The sequence below is a fragment of the Streptomyces sp. NBC_01707 genome (assembly GCF_041438805.1).
Lineage (GTDB): Bacteria > Actinomycetota > Actinomycetes > Streptomycetales > Streptomycetaceae > Streptomyces.
Genome location: NZ_CP109190.1, coordinates 5,327,618 through 5,342,276, shown reverse-complemented (window position 1 = coordinate 5,342,276; position 14,659 = coordinate 5,327,618). Strand labels below are relative to the sequence as shown.

Below are 14,659 nucleotides of genomic sequence, written 5' to 3'. Positions count from 1 at the left end.
AAGCGGTGTTGTCGACAACTCATGGACGACGCAACGGTCGAACTCCTCTCGCGAACGCTCTGTTTCTGCCACGATTCCGATGGGCGGGGCACAGGACAGCCGGATCACCGACTCTCCTCCCGCCGGACCGACACCCCTATGACCAGTGGGAGAGTCACGGTGTACTTCGCCGCACTGCTCGCGCGCACCGAAGACGGGTGGGAAGCGAGCGACACGGAACTCGACGATGTGGAGACCCTGTCCGATCTGACGGATCTGGCCCGTGAGGCCTCGGTGGACGAGGACACGGTGCTCGTCTTCATCGAGCAGGAGGACGCCTGGTTCGGCGTCATCCGGGTGGACGGTGAGGAGGACCCCCGTATCTACATCTCGGACGCGTCCGCCGCCGCCCGCTCCTCCTACGGGGAGATCCTGCTCACCGATGAACTGCTCGGCCGCGAACCCGAGGCCGAGGACTCGATTGCCGCCCTCGAAGAGCTCGTCGGCCTCGACGGTACGGAGGACGGCGAACCGGACCACACCCCCGACAACGACAACGACACCGACCTCGACGACAACGACGACGACGGGCTCGACGCCGACGCCGTACCGACGGGTCCGCTCGGTGACACCGGGGTCCTGGCCGACCTCGGACTCCCCGAGAAGGAGCTGCTGATGCTGCGGACGGACGCACTGGTGGAGATCGCGGACGCGCTGGGAGCGGCCGAGGTCCTGGAAACCGTCCGTTAGGGTCCGCGGGTGACCGAACGACCGGGCCCGCACCGACTGTCAGAACCGCACGACCCTGTACGGGACCCGTGGCGGGCGCCCATGCGCCGCGCCCTGGACGAGGCCGCGCAGGCGGCGCGGGCCGGCGATGTGCCGGTCGGCGCCGTCGTCCTCGGCCCGGGTGGCGCCCTGCTCGCCACGGGACACAACGAACGCGAGGCGACCGGTGATCCGACCGCGCACGCCGAGATCCTCGCTGTGCGCCGGGCCGCCGCGGCGCTCGGCGAGTGGCGGCTTTCCGGGTGCACGCTGGTGGTCACCCTGGAGCCGTGCACGATGTGCGCGGGCGCGCTCGTGCAGTCCCGGGTGGCCCGTGTGGTCTACGGGGCACGGGACGAGAAGGCGGGCGCGGCGGGTTCGCTCTGGGACGTCGTACGGGACCGGCGGCTCAACCACCGCCCCGAAGTGATCCACGGAGTCCTGGAGGACGCCTGTTCCGCCCAGCTGACGGCCTTCTTCCGCGACCGCTGACGCTGCGGCGCCCCACCTCCGGCCCGGCTTCCGCGCGCGACGGAGAATCGGATTTCGACCCACGGCCGAGATGGTCTAAGCTCTCTCTCGGTAGCGTGTCCGAGCGGCCGAAGGAGCTCGCCTCGAAAGCGAGTGTGGGGAAACTCACCGAGGGTTCAAATCCCTCCGCTACCGCAGATGGATGAAGGGGCCGACCCGTTTGGGTCGGCCCCTTCACTGCGTTCCGGCCCGGTTTCCGTCCCAGTTGCAGTGTTGTCGTACCCCTGCAGGCGCCGAGATGCTCCGAACGGGCAACCCCCACGCAAGTAACGGAGCACCATCACGACGTGTGATGGTGCGGAAGCCGGGCGCCTGAAAGGCCCGAGCGGGTGCCGGCTCTCGCACGGCGGGAGCCGGACCTCACCAGCGATCAGGCCGAAGCCTCGTCGGGCGGCGAAGGCACGGCGCGCGGGCGGAGGGCCATGAGCGAGTCCTCCGCGGTCGCCACCATGGCAAAGGGGAACCGGTCGAGCTCAAGACGGAGTGCGACGTCATCAGAACGGACTCCCAACGCCCCGGGGCGAGACTCCGTAGCCACCCACCTCCGCACATGGGGACCGGGGCCCGTCGTGACGGTCCCCGTGATCGTGCCGGTTGCGTATCAAGGACGCTCGGGCCGGGCGCCCTGTGGCGCGGGCGCGAGGTAGGAGTGGAAGACGTTGTCCAGGTCCCACTTGAGCTTGAGTTCCTGCAGGCGGACCCAGTCGGCGGCGACGTACGAGCGCCGTGCCCGATCGGCATCGGCTTCCAGATCCGCTTCGGCGATGTAGTGACCACCGCGACCCGACGGGTCCGCCGCGGCCAGCGTCGCCCGCAGCCACCCGGTGTTCGCTGCGTCCGCGGCCGGATCGTCCCAGACCGCGTAACAGGCGAGGTAGGACTCACCGGGCGCCGAGAAAGCCATGTTCCGCAGCAGTGCCGGGTCCGGGGAGACCGGCTGCACGGGCGCGAGCACCAGGGACTTGCCGGAGGGGGCCCGGGCGAGGACGCCGGCGACGCGCGGCATCAGGGTCTCGTAACTCTCCGCCGACCACAGCGTGTCCGCCGCGTAGCGATGCGCCGACGGCCACGCCCGGGCGGCGCCGTCATGCAGTGAGGCGAAGGACGTCGGCTCGGGTGGCTGCCGGGACAGGGCCTGCTCGGCGAACGGGCAGGCGCCCAGGGGTTCGAGAGCGGCGAGCGCCTCGTCCCGCGTAGCGGCGAACGCGGTGGCACCGACAGTGATCCGCGGCCCCGGCGGGGCCGCGGCCGTCGCCTCGCCGGAGGCTGCCAGGGTGAGAGCCGTCTCGACGTTCGGCGGCAAGTCACGCGCGGTCCGGACGGCCCAGCCCGTCACCCGCTCGACGTCGGCCAGCGGGAAGGTGAGACCGGCGGTCGTGATCGCAGCGGGGTGAGGGTGCAGACCGAGCCGGAATCCGGTGACGACGGCGAAGAAGCCCGGCCCCGCGCCGCGCGCGGCCCAGAAGAGGTCGGCGTTCTCGGTCTCGCTGCAGATGACCGTCCGGCCGTCGGCGGTCACGGCCCGCATCTCCAGGACGTCGGCACATGCCGGTCCCCACACCCGGGAGTTCCAGCCGAGTCCGCCGCTCAGCAGAAAGCCGCCCACCGCGACGGAGGGGCAGTGCCCCACGGGGAAGGCCAGGTCGTGCGGGGCGAAGGCCTCGACCAGATCCGTCCCGGTGACGGCGGGCCCCACCTCGGCCGTCGCCGACACCGGGTCGACGCTGCAGTGCCGTAACCGTGACAGATCGATCAGCAGACCCCCGTCGCGGAGTTGGGAACCGGACCAGTTGTGCCCGCCGGAGCGCGTGGAGACGCGCAGCCCCTGAGCGCGTGCCCAGGCCAGGGCGAGGGGGATGTCCCGCTCGGTGGCGGCCTGCAGGATGGCCTCGGGAAACCGTTCCGGCGTCAGCCCGTTCCACACCGCGTCGGCCCGGGCGCCGTCGTAGCCGGGGTCGCCCCGCCGGAGCAGGGTTCCCTCGAAGAGGCCTGCGGGCGTCCGTTCGCGCATCAAGGCCTCCTCGAGCGGCCCGACCGCAGTCGGCCGGCGGAATCGGTCAGTGGTCGGCCAGGCCGAAGACAACGAGAAACAGTACGTAGCAGAGCACCACCACCGCGGCGCCGGCCAGGTGCACGCGGTGCCCGGTCGCGCGACCGGGCACCAGCCAGAAGGCGAGTGCCTTGTTGACCAGAGGCATCAGCAGCCAGGTCAGCGCGCTGACGCTCAGTACGTTGCCGATGAAGAGGCCGATGTATCCGGGAACGCCCAGCCCGTCCAGCCAGTGCCCCTCGGTCAGATTCAGGACCGCCACCGTGGGATAGAGAGCCAGGAGCACGGTCATGGCCTGCTTCCAGTTGGGCGGCGCGCCGTCCTGCTCGCCCTCGCCGAACCGGAACCAACCGCTGAACGCCGAGCCGACCTTGCGTACGTCGTAGGAGGCGAAGTAGTCGCGCCCCTCCTCCAACAGTGTCCGGCGGGCATCGGAGGCGAGCCAGTCGTCGAGGTGTCCGCGGGAGTCGAACCGGAAGACGGCGACCCAGTGCTCCTGCACGCCCTCCACGGGCTTGAACAGCTCGGACCCCATGAATCCGGGTGACTTGGCCTGTGCCTTGAACGCCTTCTCCTGCCAGCGCAGAAAATCCTCTTCCCGACCGGGCTTCACCTCGTGCGAGATGACGGCCGTGATCGTCTCGGGCGCCTGCTCGGCGGGGGCGCCGCCACGAAGCACCTCCTGCGTCGGAGATCCCTCGAAGAACTCCTGCCCTTCGTCGAGCAACTCCTGCCGTCTGTCCGAATCCAGCCAGGCCGTCAGGTGGTCGACACCGGTGAAACGGAAGACCGCCACCCATTCGTTCTCGTCGTCTGTTGCGGGCGGGTACACCTCGACGGCCTCGAAGCCGTCGAATTCGCGGGCCGCTTCGTTCATCCGACGCTGCCAGCGCTGATAGTCGTCGGCGCGACCCACGCACACCTTCTGCGAGGTCACCACGGTGGCGTTCTCTGCCGGCGGCTCACGGCTTGCACGGGGGCTCACCTGCAGTAGCCTAATGTATGCGTTATTTTAGGGGCAAATAAGACATTTGGTTGCCCGTTTCCCCACGTCCGTTTGGCCAAGGGCATCGATGTCGATCGGAGACCCGGATGGAACACAAAGAGCTCATCACCGAAGCGGTCCGACTGGCCACCGAGTCGGTGGAGAACGGCTGGGGCGGCCCCTTCGGCGCGGTGCTCACCCGCAACGGCGACATCATCGCCCGCGGGCAGAACCGGGTGCTGCTCACCGGCGACCCCACGGCCCACGCCGAGATCGAAACGATCCGCAAGGCCGTGCAGCGACTCAACCCCGAGGCCCCGTCGATCTCCGAGGAACACCAGAACGAGAGCACCTTGGAGTACGTGCCCCGTCCTGACGGGTCACCGGATCCCGTGCGCGAGCGGGCCCGGATGCTCCAAGGGTGCTCCATCTACATCAGCGGTGCCCCCTGCCCGATGTGCATGAGCGCCATCTACTGGTCGCGCATCGATGCGGTGTACTTCAGCTGCGACCTGGACGACACCCGCCGGATCGGCTTCGACGACGCCTACCAGTACGAGGACTTCAAGAAGCCGCTCGACCAACGCAGGATCAGGATCGAACAGGTCTACCCCGAAATCGGCGCCCAGGCCTACGACACGTGGACGAGCAAGCCGGACCGGCACGCGTACTGAAGGAGGCCCGGCCCGGAGATCCACGCCGCCGGCGCGCCCGGCGGCGCGGGCCGAAGAGGCGTCCGTCCTGGCAGTGGCGCGCGAGGCGCCGGTTCGGAAAGCCCATCGCAAACCCCGTCGGAAACCCCCACCGGATACGGCCATCTGTGCGGATAGAATCGCCCGACTGCACAGGGGGATCGAATGGGGTGGCAGGGGCTGATGGTGCAAGCGAAGAAGATCGCGCTCTACATGGTTGTCGTCTTCGTGCTGTACACGATCATCACGTCCCCAGCCCGGGCCGCTGATCTTGTCCAGGTAGGGTTCGAGGGCGTTTCGAGTGCCGCACAGGGCGTCGGCGATTTCATGTCCGAGCTCGTGAAGTAGGAGTACCCCATGATCCGCCACCTGGTCCTGTTCAAGCTGAACGACGGCGTGAAGCGCGACGATCCGCAGGTCGTCGCCGGGGCGAAGGCGTTCCAGGAGCTGTCGGGAAAGATCCCCGAGCTGGAGTTCTGGGAGTGCGCCTGGAACATCACCGACCGGCCGATCGCCTACGACTTCGCCATCAACTCCGCTGTCGCCGACGAGGACGCACTGAAGCGCTACATCGAGCATCCGGCCCATCAGGACGCCGCCGGACAGTGGCGGGCCTTCGCCACCTGGGTGATCGCCGACTATCCGTTCTGACCCCCTCGGTTCCGACCCTCCGACCCTCTCGGCCCAGGAGCGCGTAAGCCCCCCACCGATCCGGTGAGGGGCTTTTCCTCTTGTTTAAACCAACTTGACCCCAACACGGCACTACGCGGTGCTTGCACACAGTGGACATGTCTTGTGATGCTATGACCGCTTTTGACGGATGAGTTGACCGAAGTTGACCGCAAAGGGGTGGCGTATCGTGCCGGCCAGTACAGCGCCTCAAGTGCCTCCCCAGACCGTCCAGACGGAGACACCCGACGGCACGACGCCCGCCAGGACCCGGGGCGCGGACACCAGGGCGCTCACCCAGGTCCTCTTCGGGGAGCTCAAGCAGCTGGAACCGGGAACTCCGGAGCACAGCAGGGTGCGGGCGGCGCTGATCGAGGCGAACCTCCCCCTCGTCCGGTACGCCGCTGCGCGCTTCCGGAGCCGCAACGAACCGATGGAGGACGTCGTCCAGGTCGGCACGATCGGTCTGATCAACGCCATCGACCGGTTCGACCCCGAGCGCGGCGTACAGTTCCCCACCTTCGCGATGCCCACCGTCGTCGGCGAGATCAAGCGGTACTTCCGGGACAACGTACGGACCGTCCATGTACCGCGACGGCTGCACGAGCTCTGGGTCCAGGTCACCGGCGCCACCGAGGACCTGACGACCGCACACGGCCGCTCTCCCACCACCGCAGAGATCGCCGAACGACTGAAGATCTCCGAGGAGGAGGTCCTGGCCTGCATCGAGGCGGGCCGCTCCTACCACGCGACCTCGCTGGAGGCGGCCCAGGAGGGCGACGGGCTGCCCGGGCTGCTCGACCGGCTCGGCTACGAGGACCCCGCACTCGCCGGCGTCGAACACCGTGACCTGGTCCGGCACCTGCTCGTCCAGCTGCCCGAGCGCGAGCAGCGGATCCTGCTGCTGCGCTACTACAGCAATCTGACACAGTCGCAGATCAGCGCCGAACTGGGCGTCTCCCAGATGCATGTGTCAAGGCTGTTGGCGAGAAGCTTCGCGCGCCTCAGATCCGCAAATAGGATCGAGGCGTAACCGGATCGGGTAGATCACTCGAAGCCCGCCCCGGAACGCCCGAATGCCGCACACCCCCCGTTAACTGCGCATACTCCACCTTGACTTGTCGACATGTCACTACAGCGTGTTGCCGACATGTGACATTCTGCGTGAACCGCGTTTGCCGCAGCCCCACCTCCGGTATTCAGGTGGAGGCTGCGTTCCTCCGATGGTCGCGGCTCAACGCGACCGTCCGCGACCTCAAGGGGGTGGCATGTCCGCAGAACAGGGCAGCTCGAAGGTGCTCACGCTCACGAAGAGCGCACCCGCACCCGTTGTGCTCACCAGCTCGTCGGAAGCCATCGACACCCGCACTCTGTCCCGCTCCCTGTTCCAGCGGCTCGCCGCCCTGGGTCCCGCACCGGGCCCCGACGGACCGGACGACAGCCCGGAGCGTGCCTACGTACGGGACACACTCATCGAGCTCAACCTCCCGCTCGTGCGCTACGCGGCGGCGCGGTTCCGGAGCCGCAACGAACCGATGGAGGACATCGTCCAGGTCGGCACGATCGGTCTGATCAAGGCGATCGACCGGTTCGACTGCGAGCGGGGCGTGGAGTTCCCGACGTTCGCGATGCCCACCGTCGTCGGCGAGATCAAGCGCTTCTTCCGCGACACCTCCTGGTCGGTGCGGGTGCCGCGCCGTCTCCAGGAGCTGAGGCTCGCGCTGACCAAGACCAGCGACGAACTGGCCCAGAAGCTCGACCGCTCGCCGACCGTGCCGGAGCTCGCGGCGGCGCTCGGGGTCTCCGAGGAGGACGTGGTCGACGGCCTGGCCGTCGGCAACGCGTACACCGCGTCCTCGCTGGACTCGCCCTCTCCCGAGGACGACGGCGGCGAGGGTTCCCTCGCGGATCGACTCGGTTACGAGGACTCGGCGCTGGAGGGCGTCGAGTACCGCGAGTCGCTGAAGCCGCTGCTGGCCAAACTCCCGCCCCGGGAGCGGCAGATCATCATGCTGCGGTTCTTCGCCAACATGACCCAGTCGCAGATCGGCGAAGAGGTCGGCATCTCGCAGATGCACGTCTCGCGGCTGCTCACCCGGACGCTCGCACAGCTTCGGGAAGGACTCATCGCCGACTGACCGCGACCGGACACCACCGACCACCGCACCGGGGCACGAGGGTTCCGAATTGACGGACCGTCAGCCACACTGGCGCGATGCGACGTCAGACGTGGGTCTCGATCGGCCGCCGGGGCACAGTGTTTGCCGCCTCGGCGGCCGTGCTGTGCCTGGGCGGCGCGCTCGCCGCCTGTGGCACGGGGGCGGACGGGGGCGACGGCTATGTGGCGGTCGGCGCGGCGGGTGCCGGGCCGGAGAAAGCGCCGACGGGGGCGGTGGCCCCCTCGGGAAAGGTGACGCTGATCCCGCTGGACGGCGCCGGGAGCGATGACGGAGGCGGTGACGCCGGCGGAGGCGCGGAGCCGAAGCCGGGCTCCTCCGCGCGGAGCCGCTCCCCCGGCGGGGCGGTCGCCACGGGGGACGGCACGGACGGCGGTGCGCAGTCACCCGGCTCGTCCGGCGCCGCCACCACGGGCTCCGCAAGCAGCTCGAGCAGCGGTGGCGCCGGAGGTGCGGGAAGCGCCGACGGCACCGGTGGCACGGGAAGCGCCTCGCAGGGCACCTCCGGCCCACCGTCCGCACCGGGGCCCACCGCATCCGCAGGGCCCGCCGTACTGACGCTGAGCGCACCCGAGCGGGCGGCGGCCGATGACCGCTGGTGCGAAAAGGTGACCGTCGAGTTCCGCAATACCGGTGGTTCACCGGTCCGCTCGGGAACGGCCACCTTCGCCACACACATCATCGGCGCGCTGGGAATCGACTGGGCGACCATCGAATCGACAGCGCCGCTGCCCGCGCCGATCGACGCGGGAGCGGCACGGAAGAAGACGTACACCGTCTGCGTGGACGCCTGGCGGGTGCCCCTGGGCATGCATATCGAGACCCGGGACGTCACCGCCGTCTGGAAGTGACGGATGGAGAGCCAGGTCAGCCGAGCGCGAGCCAGGCGATCGCACCGAGGATGACAACCACCGCGACGACGGCGACGATCACCCCGGTCCTCGGTCCGGACGACGCGGCGGGCTGCTGCCGACGCTGCGGCTCGCCCTCGTCGACGAAGGCGCGGAACATCTGAGTGCTGCCCGCCGGGTCGTAGTTGCCCTCGGGGCCCTGGGGGGCATGGGGGTTGTGTGCCATGGGCCAGGACCCTAGCGAACTCGGGGGTACCGCCCAACCCCCGGGTCGGTGAAGGCCCCGCGCCGGAGACGGAGAACCGGTGAACCGCTTCGGGCTGTGGCGCGATGCACACGGCCGCGAAGTACGCCGGGCGCACGCTGGGCGTTTGACCCGGCCCCTACGCAGCCTTTTGCGTTCCTTTACTTATGCAAGGCTGATTTCGTTTGCCTGCAGCAACCAACAGGTTTTATGGTTGCCCTAAGCAACAACATGCAGTGGAACAGTCTGGGGGTCCCGTGGCCGCACGGAGTCAGTACGAAGAACTGGCCCGGCAACTCAGCGCCGTCGGAGCCGTCAAACGCGGACTCGCCCGCGCCCTGCCTGCTGAATGTCCTGGCGGATCCGCCGCCGTGCTGGCCCTCCTCGATCAGCACGGCGAGATGCGGATCAGCAGACTGGCCGAGCTGCTGGCCGTCGATATGTCGGTGACCAGCCGACATGTCGCCCACGTGGCCGAGCGCGGCTGGATAGAACGGTCTCCGGACCCGGCGGACAAACGGTCCCGCATCCTGCGGCTGACCCCCGCGGGAGACGACGCACTCGTCGATCTGAACCTGCGGGTCACCGACATGTTCGCCCATCACCTTCAGGAATGGTCCGACGACGACGTCGGACAGCTCAACACGCTGCTGGCCCGGCTGCGCGACAGTTTCGCCCGTCGCGGCTCCGGTGGGTGCGCCCCCGGAAAGCACAGCGACGAGTGCCGTCTGCGGCTCGCCGACAGCGACGACGACTCGTACACCCGTACACCCGTGTAACAGAAGCAAAGACAAGGAACTCAATGGCTACGACCACACCCACCGGTGTGCGGGGCGGCCACGCCAAGCACGGGGGAACCGCTTCCCCCGACGGCGCGCCGATGACACACCGGCAGATCATGGAAGCACTGACCGGGCTGCTGCTCGGCATGTTCGTCGCGATCCTGTCGTCGACCGTCGTCTCCAACGCTCTGCCCGAGATCATCTCGGACCTCGGCGGCGGCCAGTCCGCGTACACCTGGGTCGTCACGGCCTCGCTGCTCGCGATGACGGCCACCACCCCTCTGTGGGGCAAGCTCTCCGACCTGTTCAGCAAGAAGCTGCTGGTCCAGATAGCACTGATCATCTACGTCACCGGCTCGATCGTGGCCGGTCTGTCGACGAGCAGCGGCATGCTCATCGCCTGCCGTGTCGTACAGGGCATCGGCGTCGGCGGTCTCTCCGCCCTCGCCCAGATCGTGATGGCCGCGATGATCGCCCCGCGTGAGCGCGGTCGCTACAGCGGCTACCTCGGCGCGGTCTTCGCCGTCGCCACCGTCGGTGGCCCGCTGCTCGGCGGTGTCATCACCGACACCAGCTGGATGGGCTGGCGCTGGTGCTTCTACGTGGGTGTGCCGTTCGCGGTCATCGCACTGATCGTGCTCCAGAAGACCCTGAAGCTCCCGGTCGTCAAGCGTGACGTCAAGGTCGACTGGACGGGCGCGTTCTTCATCAGCGCCGCCGTCTCGCTGCTGCTGCTCTGGGTGACCTTCGCGGGCGACAAGTACGACTGGATGTCCTGGCAGACCGGCGTGATGCTGGCCGGCTCCCTGGCTCTCGTCCTGCTCTTCGTCTTCACGGAGTCCCGGGCCAGCGAGCCGATCATCCCGCTGCGCCTCTTCCGTAACCGCACCATCACGCTGGCCTCGCTCGCCTCGCTGTTCGTCGGTGTCGCCATGTTCGCGGGCACCGTCTTCTTCAGCCAGTACTTCCAGCTGGCGCGCGGCAAGTCGCCGACGATGTCCGGCGTCATGACGATCCCGATGATCACCGGCCTGTTCCTCTCGTCGACCATCTCCGGTCAGATCATCACCAAGACCGGCCGCTGGAAGGCCTGGCTGGTCAGCGGTGGTTTCCTGGTCACCGCCGGGCTCGGGTTGCTCGGCACGATCCGGTACGACACGACGTACTGGCACATCGCGATCTTCATGTTCGTGATGGGTCTCGGCATCGGCATGATGATGCAGAACCTGGTGCTCGCCACGCAGAACCAGGTCGCCCCGTCCGACCTGGGCTCGGCCAGCTCCGTCGTCACCTTCTTCCGTTCCCTCGGCGGTGCGATCGGCGTCTCGGCGCTGGGCGCCGTCATGGCGAACCGCGTCACCCACTACGTCAAGGACGGCCTCGCGGACCTGGGTCCGAAGGGCGCGGCCCTGGGCCACGGCGGTACCGGTGGCGGGGGCATCCCCGACCTGGACAAGCTGCCCGCACCGTTCCGTACGGTCGTGGAGAGCGCCTACGGACACGGTGTCGGCGACGTCTTCCTGTTCGCCGCTCCGGCGGCGCTGATCGCCTTCCTGATCACGATCTTCATCAAGGAGGTCGCGCTGAAGACGAACGCCGCGAACGACGCCCCGGCGGAGGCCGAGGTTCCTGCCGCGGTGCTCGCCGAGGTCCCGTCCGGTGCCGCCGCGCTGGTCGCCGAGGGAGCGGCCGGGGTCACCTCGGTCGACACGCTCGAGGCTCCGGTGGCAACCACGCCGGGCACGGCGGTGCGCGGTGTGGTGCGGGGCGCCGAGGGCGCGCCCGTGGCCGGTGCGGCCGTCACTCTGATCTCGCTGGGCGGCCGGCAGCTGGGGCGCTCCGTCGCCCAGGCCGACGGCAGCTACGGCGTGCAGGCGCCGGGCTCCGGCAGCTACGTCCTGATCGCGTCCGCCGACGGTTTCCAGCCGCAGGCGTCCACCGTGGTCGTCGGCGACGAGCAGCTGTCGTACGACATCCTGCTCGTCGGTACGAGTGGCCTGGCCGGGACCGTGCGGGCCGCCGAGAGCGGCTCTCCGGTCGACGGTGCCATGGTCATCGTGACCGATGTGCGCGGCGATGTGCTGGCCACCGGCAAGTCCGCCGAGAACGGCGGGTTCACCTTCACCGAGCTGGTGCCCGGTGCGGTGACCGTCGCGGTGAACGCCGCCGGGTACCGTCCGCTGGCGCTTCCGGTGGAGATCGGCGGCCAGGGGGTCACCCGGATCGACGCCACACTGCAGTCCGGCGCCCTGGTCCAGGGTGTCGTGCGGGCCGGTGCCGCGCTGCGGCCGCTGCCGGACGCCCGCGTCACGCTGGTCGACGCGGCGGGCAATGTGGTCGCCACCTCGACGACCGGCGAGGACGGGGCGTACGCCTTCGCCGACCTGGACGCGGGCGAGTACTCGGTCATCGCGACCGGCTACCCGCCGGTGGCCGGCGCGCTGACCGTGGCCGGTCGCGGGGTCGACGGCCACGACATCGAGCTCGCCCACCCCGGCGAGTGATCGAGTAGCACAGACCTCTGGTGGACAGCGCTTCGAGCGGAGAGGCTGCCCCCGGTGGAAATGGGCCCCGGTGGTGGGGACGGCAGGCAGGGGACGGCCTGCCGTCCCCGCCCCGGGGCCCGACTCATTGAGTCATGGAGCAAGGAGAGAAACGGGATGGGACTTCGCGCACAGGTACGGACGCGGGACGGCTGGGCCGTCCAGCACGCGGTCGTGACGGTGACCGACATGACCGGCACCCAGGTGCTGCGAGCCGCGGCCGACGAGGACGGGGCGGTCCGGACGGACGCTCTGCTGCCCGCCGGCGCGTACACGGTGATCGTGACCGCGGTCGGGTACGCCCCGGCCGCGTCTACCGCCCTCGTCACGGCGAGCGGCCGGGTCGAGGCCGGCACGGTGGTGCTGGCCCGCCAGGGCGGCGTGGAGCTTCCGCCGCCGGGTGCCTGGTCGCTGGACCCGGCGCACTCCTCGGTGGGCGCGGTCGCGCAGCACCTGGGGATCTCCAGCGTGCACGGCCGGTTCACCGAGTTCAGCGGCCGGATCGAGATCGCCGAGGATCTCCACCGGTCCCGGGTCGACGCGATCATCAGCGCGGCCAGCATCGATACCGGCAACGACATGCGGGACAAGCACCTGCGGTCGGCGGACTTCCTCGACTCGGACCGGTTCCCGGAGATCACGTACCGCTCCCACGGGCTGGACCCGGCCGGTCCCGACCGCTGGACCGTGCACGGCGAGCTGACGATGCACGGTGTCGCGCGAGACGTCGACCTGAACCTGAGCTACCTCGGCACCGGCCCCGACCCGTGGGGCGGGACGCGCGCGGCGTTCAGCGCCACGGCCGAGCTGCGCCGCGACGACTTCGCCATGAACTACAACCAGGTGGTCCAGGCCGGCATCTCGGCGATCGGTACGACGCTCCGGGTCGAGCTGGACATCCAGGCCGTGCAGGGTGACTCCCTGCCGTCGTAGTCTGCGGTCATGGCACCCAATATCGCGACCAACACCGCCGTGGAGCTCGACGAGTTGCTGGCGTTCGTGCGGCCCCGGCACCGGGCGATCCTGCTGACCACCCGGTCCGACGGCCGCCCCCAGGGCTCCCCGCTGACCTGTGGCGTCGACGACTCGGGCCGGATCGTCGTCTCGACCTACCCCGAACGGGCCAAGACCCGTAACGCGAAGCGGGACGAGCGCGTCAGCGTGATCGTCCTGTCGGACGACTGGAACGGGCCGTGGGTGCAGATCGACGGCTCCGCCGAGGTGATCGACGCACCCGACTCGGTCGAGCCGCTCGTCGAGTACTTCCGGAACATCTCGGGGGAGCACCCGGACTGGGACGAATACCGGGCGGCGATGGTGAAGCAGGGCAAGTCGATCATCCGCATCACTCCGGAGCGCTGGGGGCCCATTGCCACGGGCGGTTTCCCCGCCCACCTGGCGTCCGGCAACTGACCGCTGTCCGGGGATGAGTGAGAACCTTCCGGCGCCGGGCCTGCTCGCCCGGGCCCGGCTGCTGGCCGCACCGACCGTCGGCCCCTCCGTCGTCCGCGGCCTGGAGCGGATCACCGGCCGTCCGGTGGAACAGGGTTTCTCCGGCACACCGCCGGAGGAGCCCTTCATCTGCGTCGGGGCCACGCTGCCGGACGCTCTTCGGGGCGGGCCGTTGGTGTGGTTCCACAGCGTGAACGCCGGTACGGACGCCCTGCTCGGCGCCGGACCGTGGCCCTCCGGGGCGTTGCTCACCCGGACGGTGGGCCGTATGGGTGAGCGGATCGCCCAGTACGTACTGGCCTGGGTGCTCGCCGACTGCCAGTCGGTCCCCGAGTTCGCCGCCCAGCACGCACGGGCCGAGTGGCGCCGTATCCCCTCCGAACTCGCCACCGGGCGCACCGCCCTGATCTACGGGACCGGTCGCATCGGCTCGGCCGTCGCCGGGCTGCTGCGGGCGTGCGGCATCCGGACCGTGGGCGTCGGGCGCGGGGCGCGTACGGCATCGGCGGGCTTCGACCGCATCGTCGGGGCGGACGACGACGCACAGTCGCTCGCCTCGGCGCGGTGGGTGGTGTCCACGCTGCCGCTGACCCCCGCGACGGACGGCTTCTTCGGGACGGACCGTTTCGCGGGCATGGGCGGAGCCACGTTCATCAACGTCGGCCGGGGCGCGACAGTGGACATGCGAGCACTGGAGGCCGCCCTGCACACCGGTGCGGTGGGACGCGCGGTGCTCGACGTACTGCCCGAGGAGCCCGCCGGGACCGGCGACCGGTGCTGGCAGCTGCCCCGCACTGTGGTCACCTCGCACTCCGCGGGCATCACGGCGGACGAGGACATCGTCATCGACTTCGCCGCGTGCTGGGACGCGATGGCGGAGGGCCGGGTGCCGGACACGGCCGTGGATGTGGGGCGCGGGTACTGAGAGCCGTACCG

Annotated in this window: 16 protein-coding genes, 1 tRNA gene and 1 pseudogene; 14 read left to right on the top strand and 4 right to left on the bottom strand. The window is 69.6% G+C overall.

From position 1 onward, the window contains the following. Nucleotides 1–159: 159 nt before the first annotated feature. From OG963_RS24025 to OG963_RS24015, 3 genes are all read left to right on the top strand, one after another. Nucleotides 160–729, top strand: a complete 570-nt coding sequence (locus tag OG963_RS24025; protein WP_030929770.1) for a hypothetical protein — start codon at nucleotides 160–162, stop codon at nucleotides 727–729. An 81-nt stretch (nucleotides 730–810) separates the two neighbouring features. Further along, the gene (tadA, locus tag OG963_RS24020) at nucleotides 811–1,239 is read left to right on the top strand and encodes a tRNA adenosine(34) deaminase TadA (RefSeq protein ID WP_030929773.1); all 429 of its coding nucleotides are present in this window, start codon (nucleotides 811–813) and stop codon (nucleotides 1,237–1,239) included. An 89-nt stretch (nucleotides 1,240–1,328) separates the two neighbouring features. Next, a tRNA-Ser gene (locus OG963_RS24015) sits at nucleotides 1,329–1,413 on the top strand. A gap of 235 nt (nucleotides 1,414–1,648) precedes the next feature. Here OG963_RS24015 and OG963_RS24010 read toward each other — a convergent pair. From OG963_RS24010 to OG963_RS24000, 3 genes and pseudogenes are all read right to left on the bottom strand, one after another. After that, a pseudogene (locus OG963_RS24010) lies at nucleotides 1,649–1,795 on the bottom strand (2-phosphosulfolactate phosphatase); the annotation flags it as partial. Between the two features lie 84 nt (nucleotides 1,796–1,879). Continuing rightward, nucleotides 1,880–3,289, bottom strand: a complete 1,410-nt coding sequence (locus OG963_RS24005; protein WP_371799429.1) for an FAD-binding oxidoreductase — start codon at nucleotides 3,287–3,289, stop codon at nucleotides 1,880–1,882. A gap of 46 nt (nucleotides 3,290–3,335) precedes the next feature. Next, on the bottom strand, nucleotides 3,336–4,313 hold the full coding sequence (locus OG963_RS24000) for an antibiotic biosynthesis monooxygenase (RefSeq protein WP_371799428.1): 978 nt from the start codon (nucleotides 4,311–4,313) through the stop codon (nucleotides 3,336–3,338). Between the two features lie 107 nt (nucleotides 4,314–4,420). Here OG963_RS24000 and OG963_RS23995 point away from each other — a divergent pair, with 107 nt between their 5' ends. The 6 genes from OG963_RS23995 (at nucleotide 4,421) to OG963_RS23970 (ending at nucleotide 8,702) form a co-directional block, all read left to right on the top strand. Continuing rightward, nucleotides 4,421–4,987, top strand: a complete 567-nt coding sequence (locus OG963_RS23995; protein WP_356639490.1) for a nucleoside deaminase — start codon at nucleotides 4,421–4,423, stop codon at nucleotides 4,985–4,987. A gap of 201 nt (nucleotides 4,988–5,188) precedes the next feature. After that, a complete protein-coding gene (locus OG963_RS23990) occupies nucleotides 5,189–5,353 on the top strand; it encodes a hypothetical protein (RefSeq protein ID WP_176902190.1) in 165 nt (54 codons plus the stop codon). Nucleotides 5,354–5,362: 9 nt separating this feature from the next. Beyond that, nucleotides 5,363–5,656: a Dabb family protein gene (locus tag OG963_RS23985; protein WP_030929786.1), complete on the top strand. Its 294-nt coding sequence runs from the start codon at nucleotides 5,363–5,365 to the stop codon at nucleotides 5,654–5,656. Between the two features lie 208 nt (nucleotides 5,657–5,864). Beyond that, on the top strand, nucleotides 5,865–6,707 hold the full coding sequence (locus OG963_RS23980) for an RNA polymerase sigma factor SigF (RefSeq protein ID WP_030929789.1): 843 nt from the start codon (nucleotides 5,865–5,867) through the stop codon (nucleotides 6,705–6,707). A gap of 235 nt (nucleotides 6,708–6,942) precedes the next feature. Next, the gene (locus OG963_RS23975; RefSeq protein WP_030929790.1) at nucleotides 6,943–7,812 is read left to right on the top strand and encodes an RNA polymerase sigma factor SigF; all 870 of its coding nucleotides are present in this window, start codon (nucleotides 6,943–6,945) and stop codon (nucleotides 7,810–7,812) included. A 77-nt stretch (nucleotides 7,813–7,889) separates the two neighbouring features. Next, nucleotides 7,890–8,702 carry a hypothetical protein gene (locus tag OG963_RS23970; RefSeq protein ID WP_093773987.1) on the top strand — a complete coding sequence of 271 codons (813 nt, stop codon included), beginning with the start codon at nucleotides 7,890–7,892 and terminating at the stop codon, nucleotides 8,700–8,702. Between the two features lie 16 nt (nucleotides 8,703–8,718). Here the strand turns inward: OG963_RS23970 and OG963_RS23965 are convergent, their stop codons facing one another. After that, complete coding sequence (locus OG963_RS23965) at nucleotides 8,719–8,928, bottom strand: hypothetical protein (protein WP_030929795.1); 210 nt, start codon at nucleotides 8,926–8,928, stop codon at nucleotides 8,719–8,721. A 275-nt stretch (nucleotides 8,929–9,203) separates the two neighbouring features. Between OG963_RS23965 and OG963_RS23960 the strand changes: the two genes are divergently transcribed. The 5 genes from OG963_RS23960 (at nucleotide 9,204) to OG963_RS23940 (ending at nucleotide 14,648) form a co-directional block, all read left to right on the top strand. Then, nucleotides 9,204–9,725, top strand: a complete 522-nt coding sequence (locus OG963_RS23960) for a MarR family winged helix-turn-helix transcriptional regulator (RefSeq protein ID WP_093773985.1) — start codon at nucleotides 9,204–9,206, stop codon at nucleotides 9,723–9,725. Between the two features lie 23 nt (nucleotides 9,726–9,748). Beyond that, nucleotides 9,749–12,232 (top strand): MFS transporter, encoded by a 2,484-nt coding sequence (locus OG963_RS23955; protein ID WP_371799427.1) that lies wholly within the window; start codon nucleotides 9,749–9,751, stop codon nucleotides 12,230–12,232. Between the two features lie 156 nt (nucleotides 12,233–12,388). Next, entirely contained in the window at nucleotides 12,389–13,204 is an 816-nt protein-coding gene (locus OG963_RS23950) for a YceI family protein (RefSeq protein ID WP_093773981.1), read from the top strand. Between the two features lie 9 nt (nucleotides 13,205–13,213). After that, a complete protein-coding gene (locus OG963_RS23945; protein WP_030929807.1) occupies nucleotides 13,214–13,684 on the top strand; it encodes a PPOX class F420-dependent oxidoreductase in 471 nt (156 codons plus the stop codon). A gap of 13 nt (nucleotides 13,685–13,697) precedes the next feature. Further along, nucleotides 13,698–14,648, top strand: coding sequence for an NAD(P)-dependent oxidoreductase (locus tag OG963_RS23940; protein WP_093773979.1), 951 nt, complete (start codon nucleotides 13,698–13,700; stop codon nucleotides 14,646–14,648). Nucleotides 14,649–14,659: the final 11 nt, after the last annotated feature.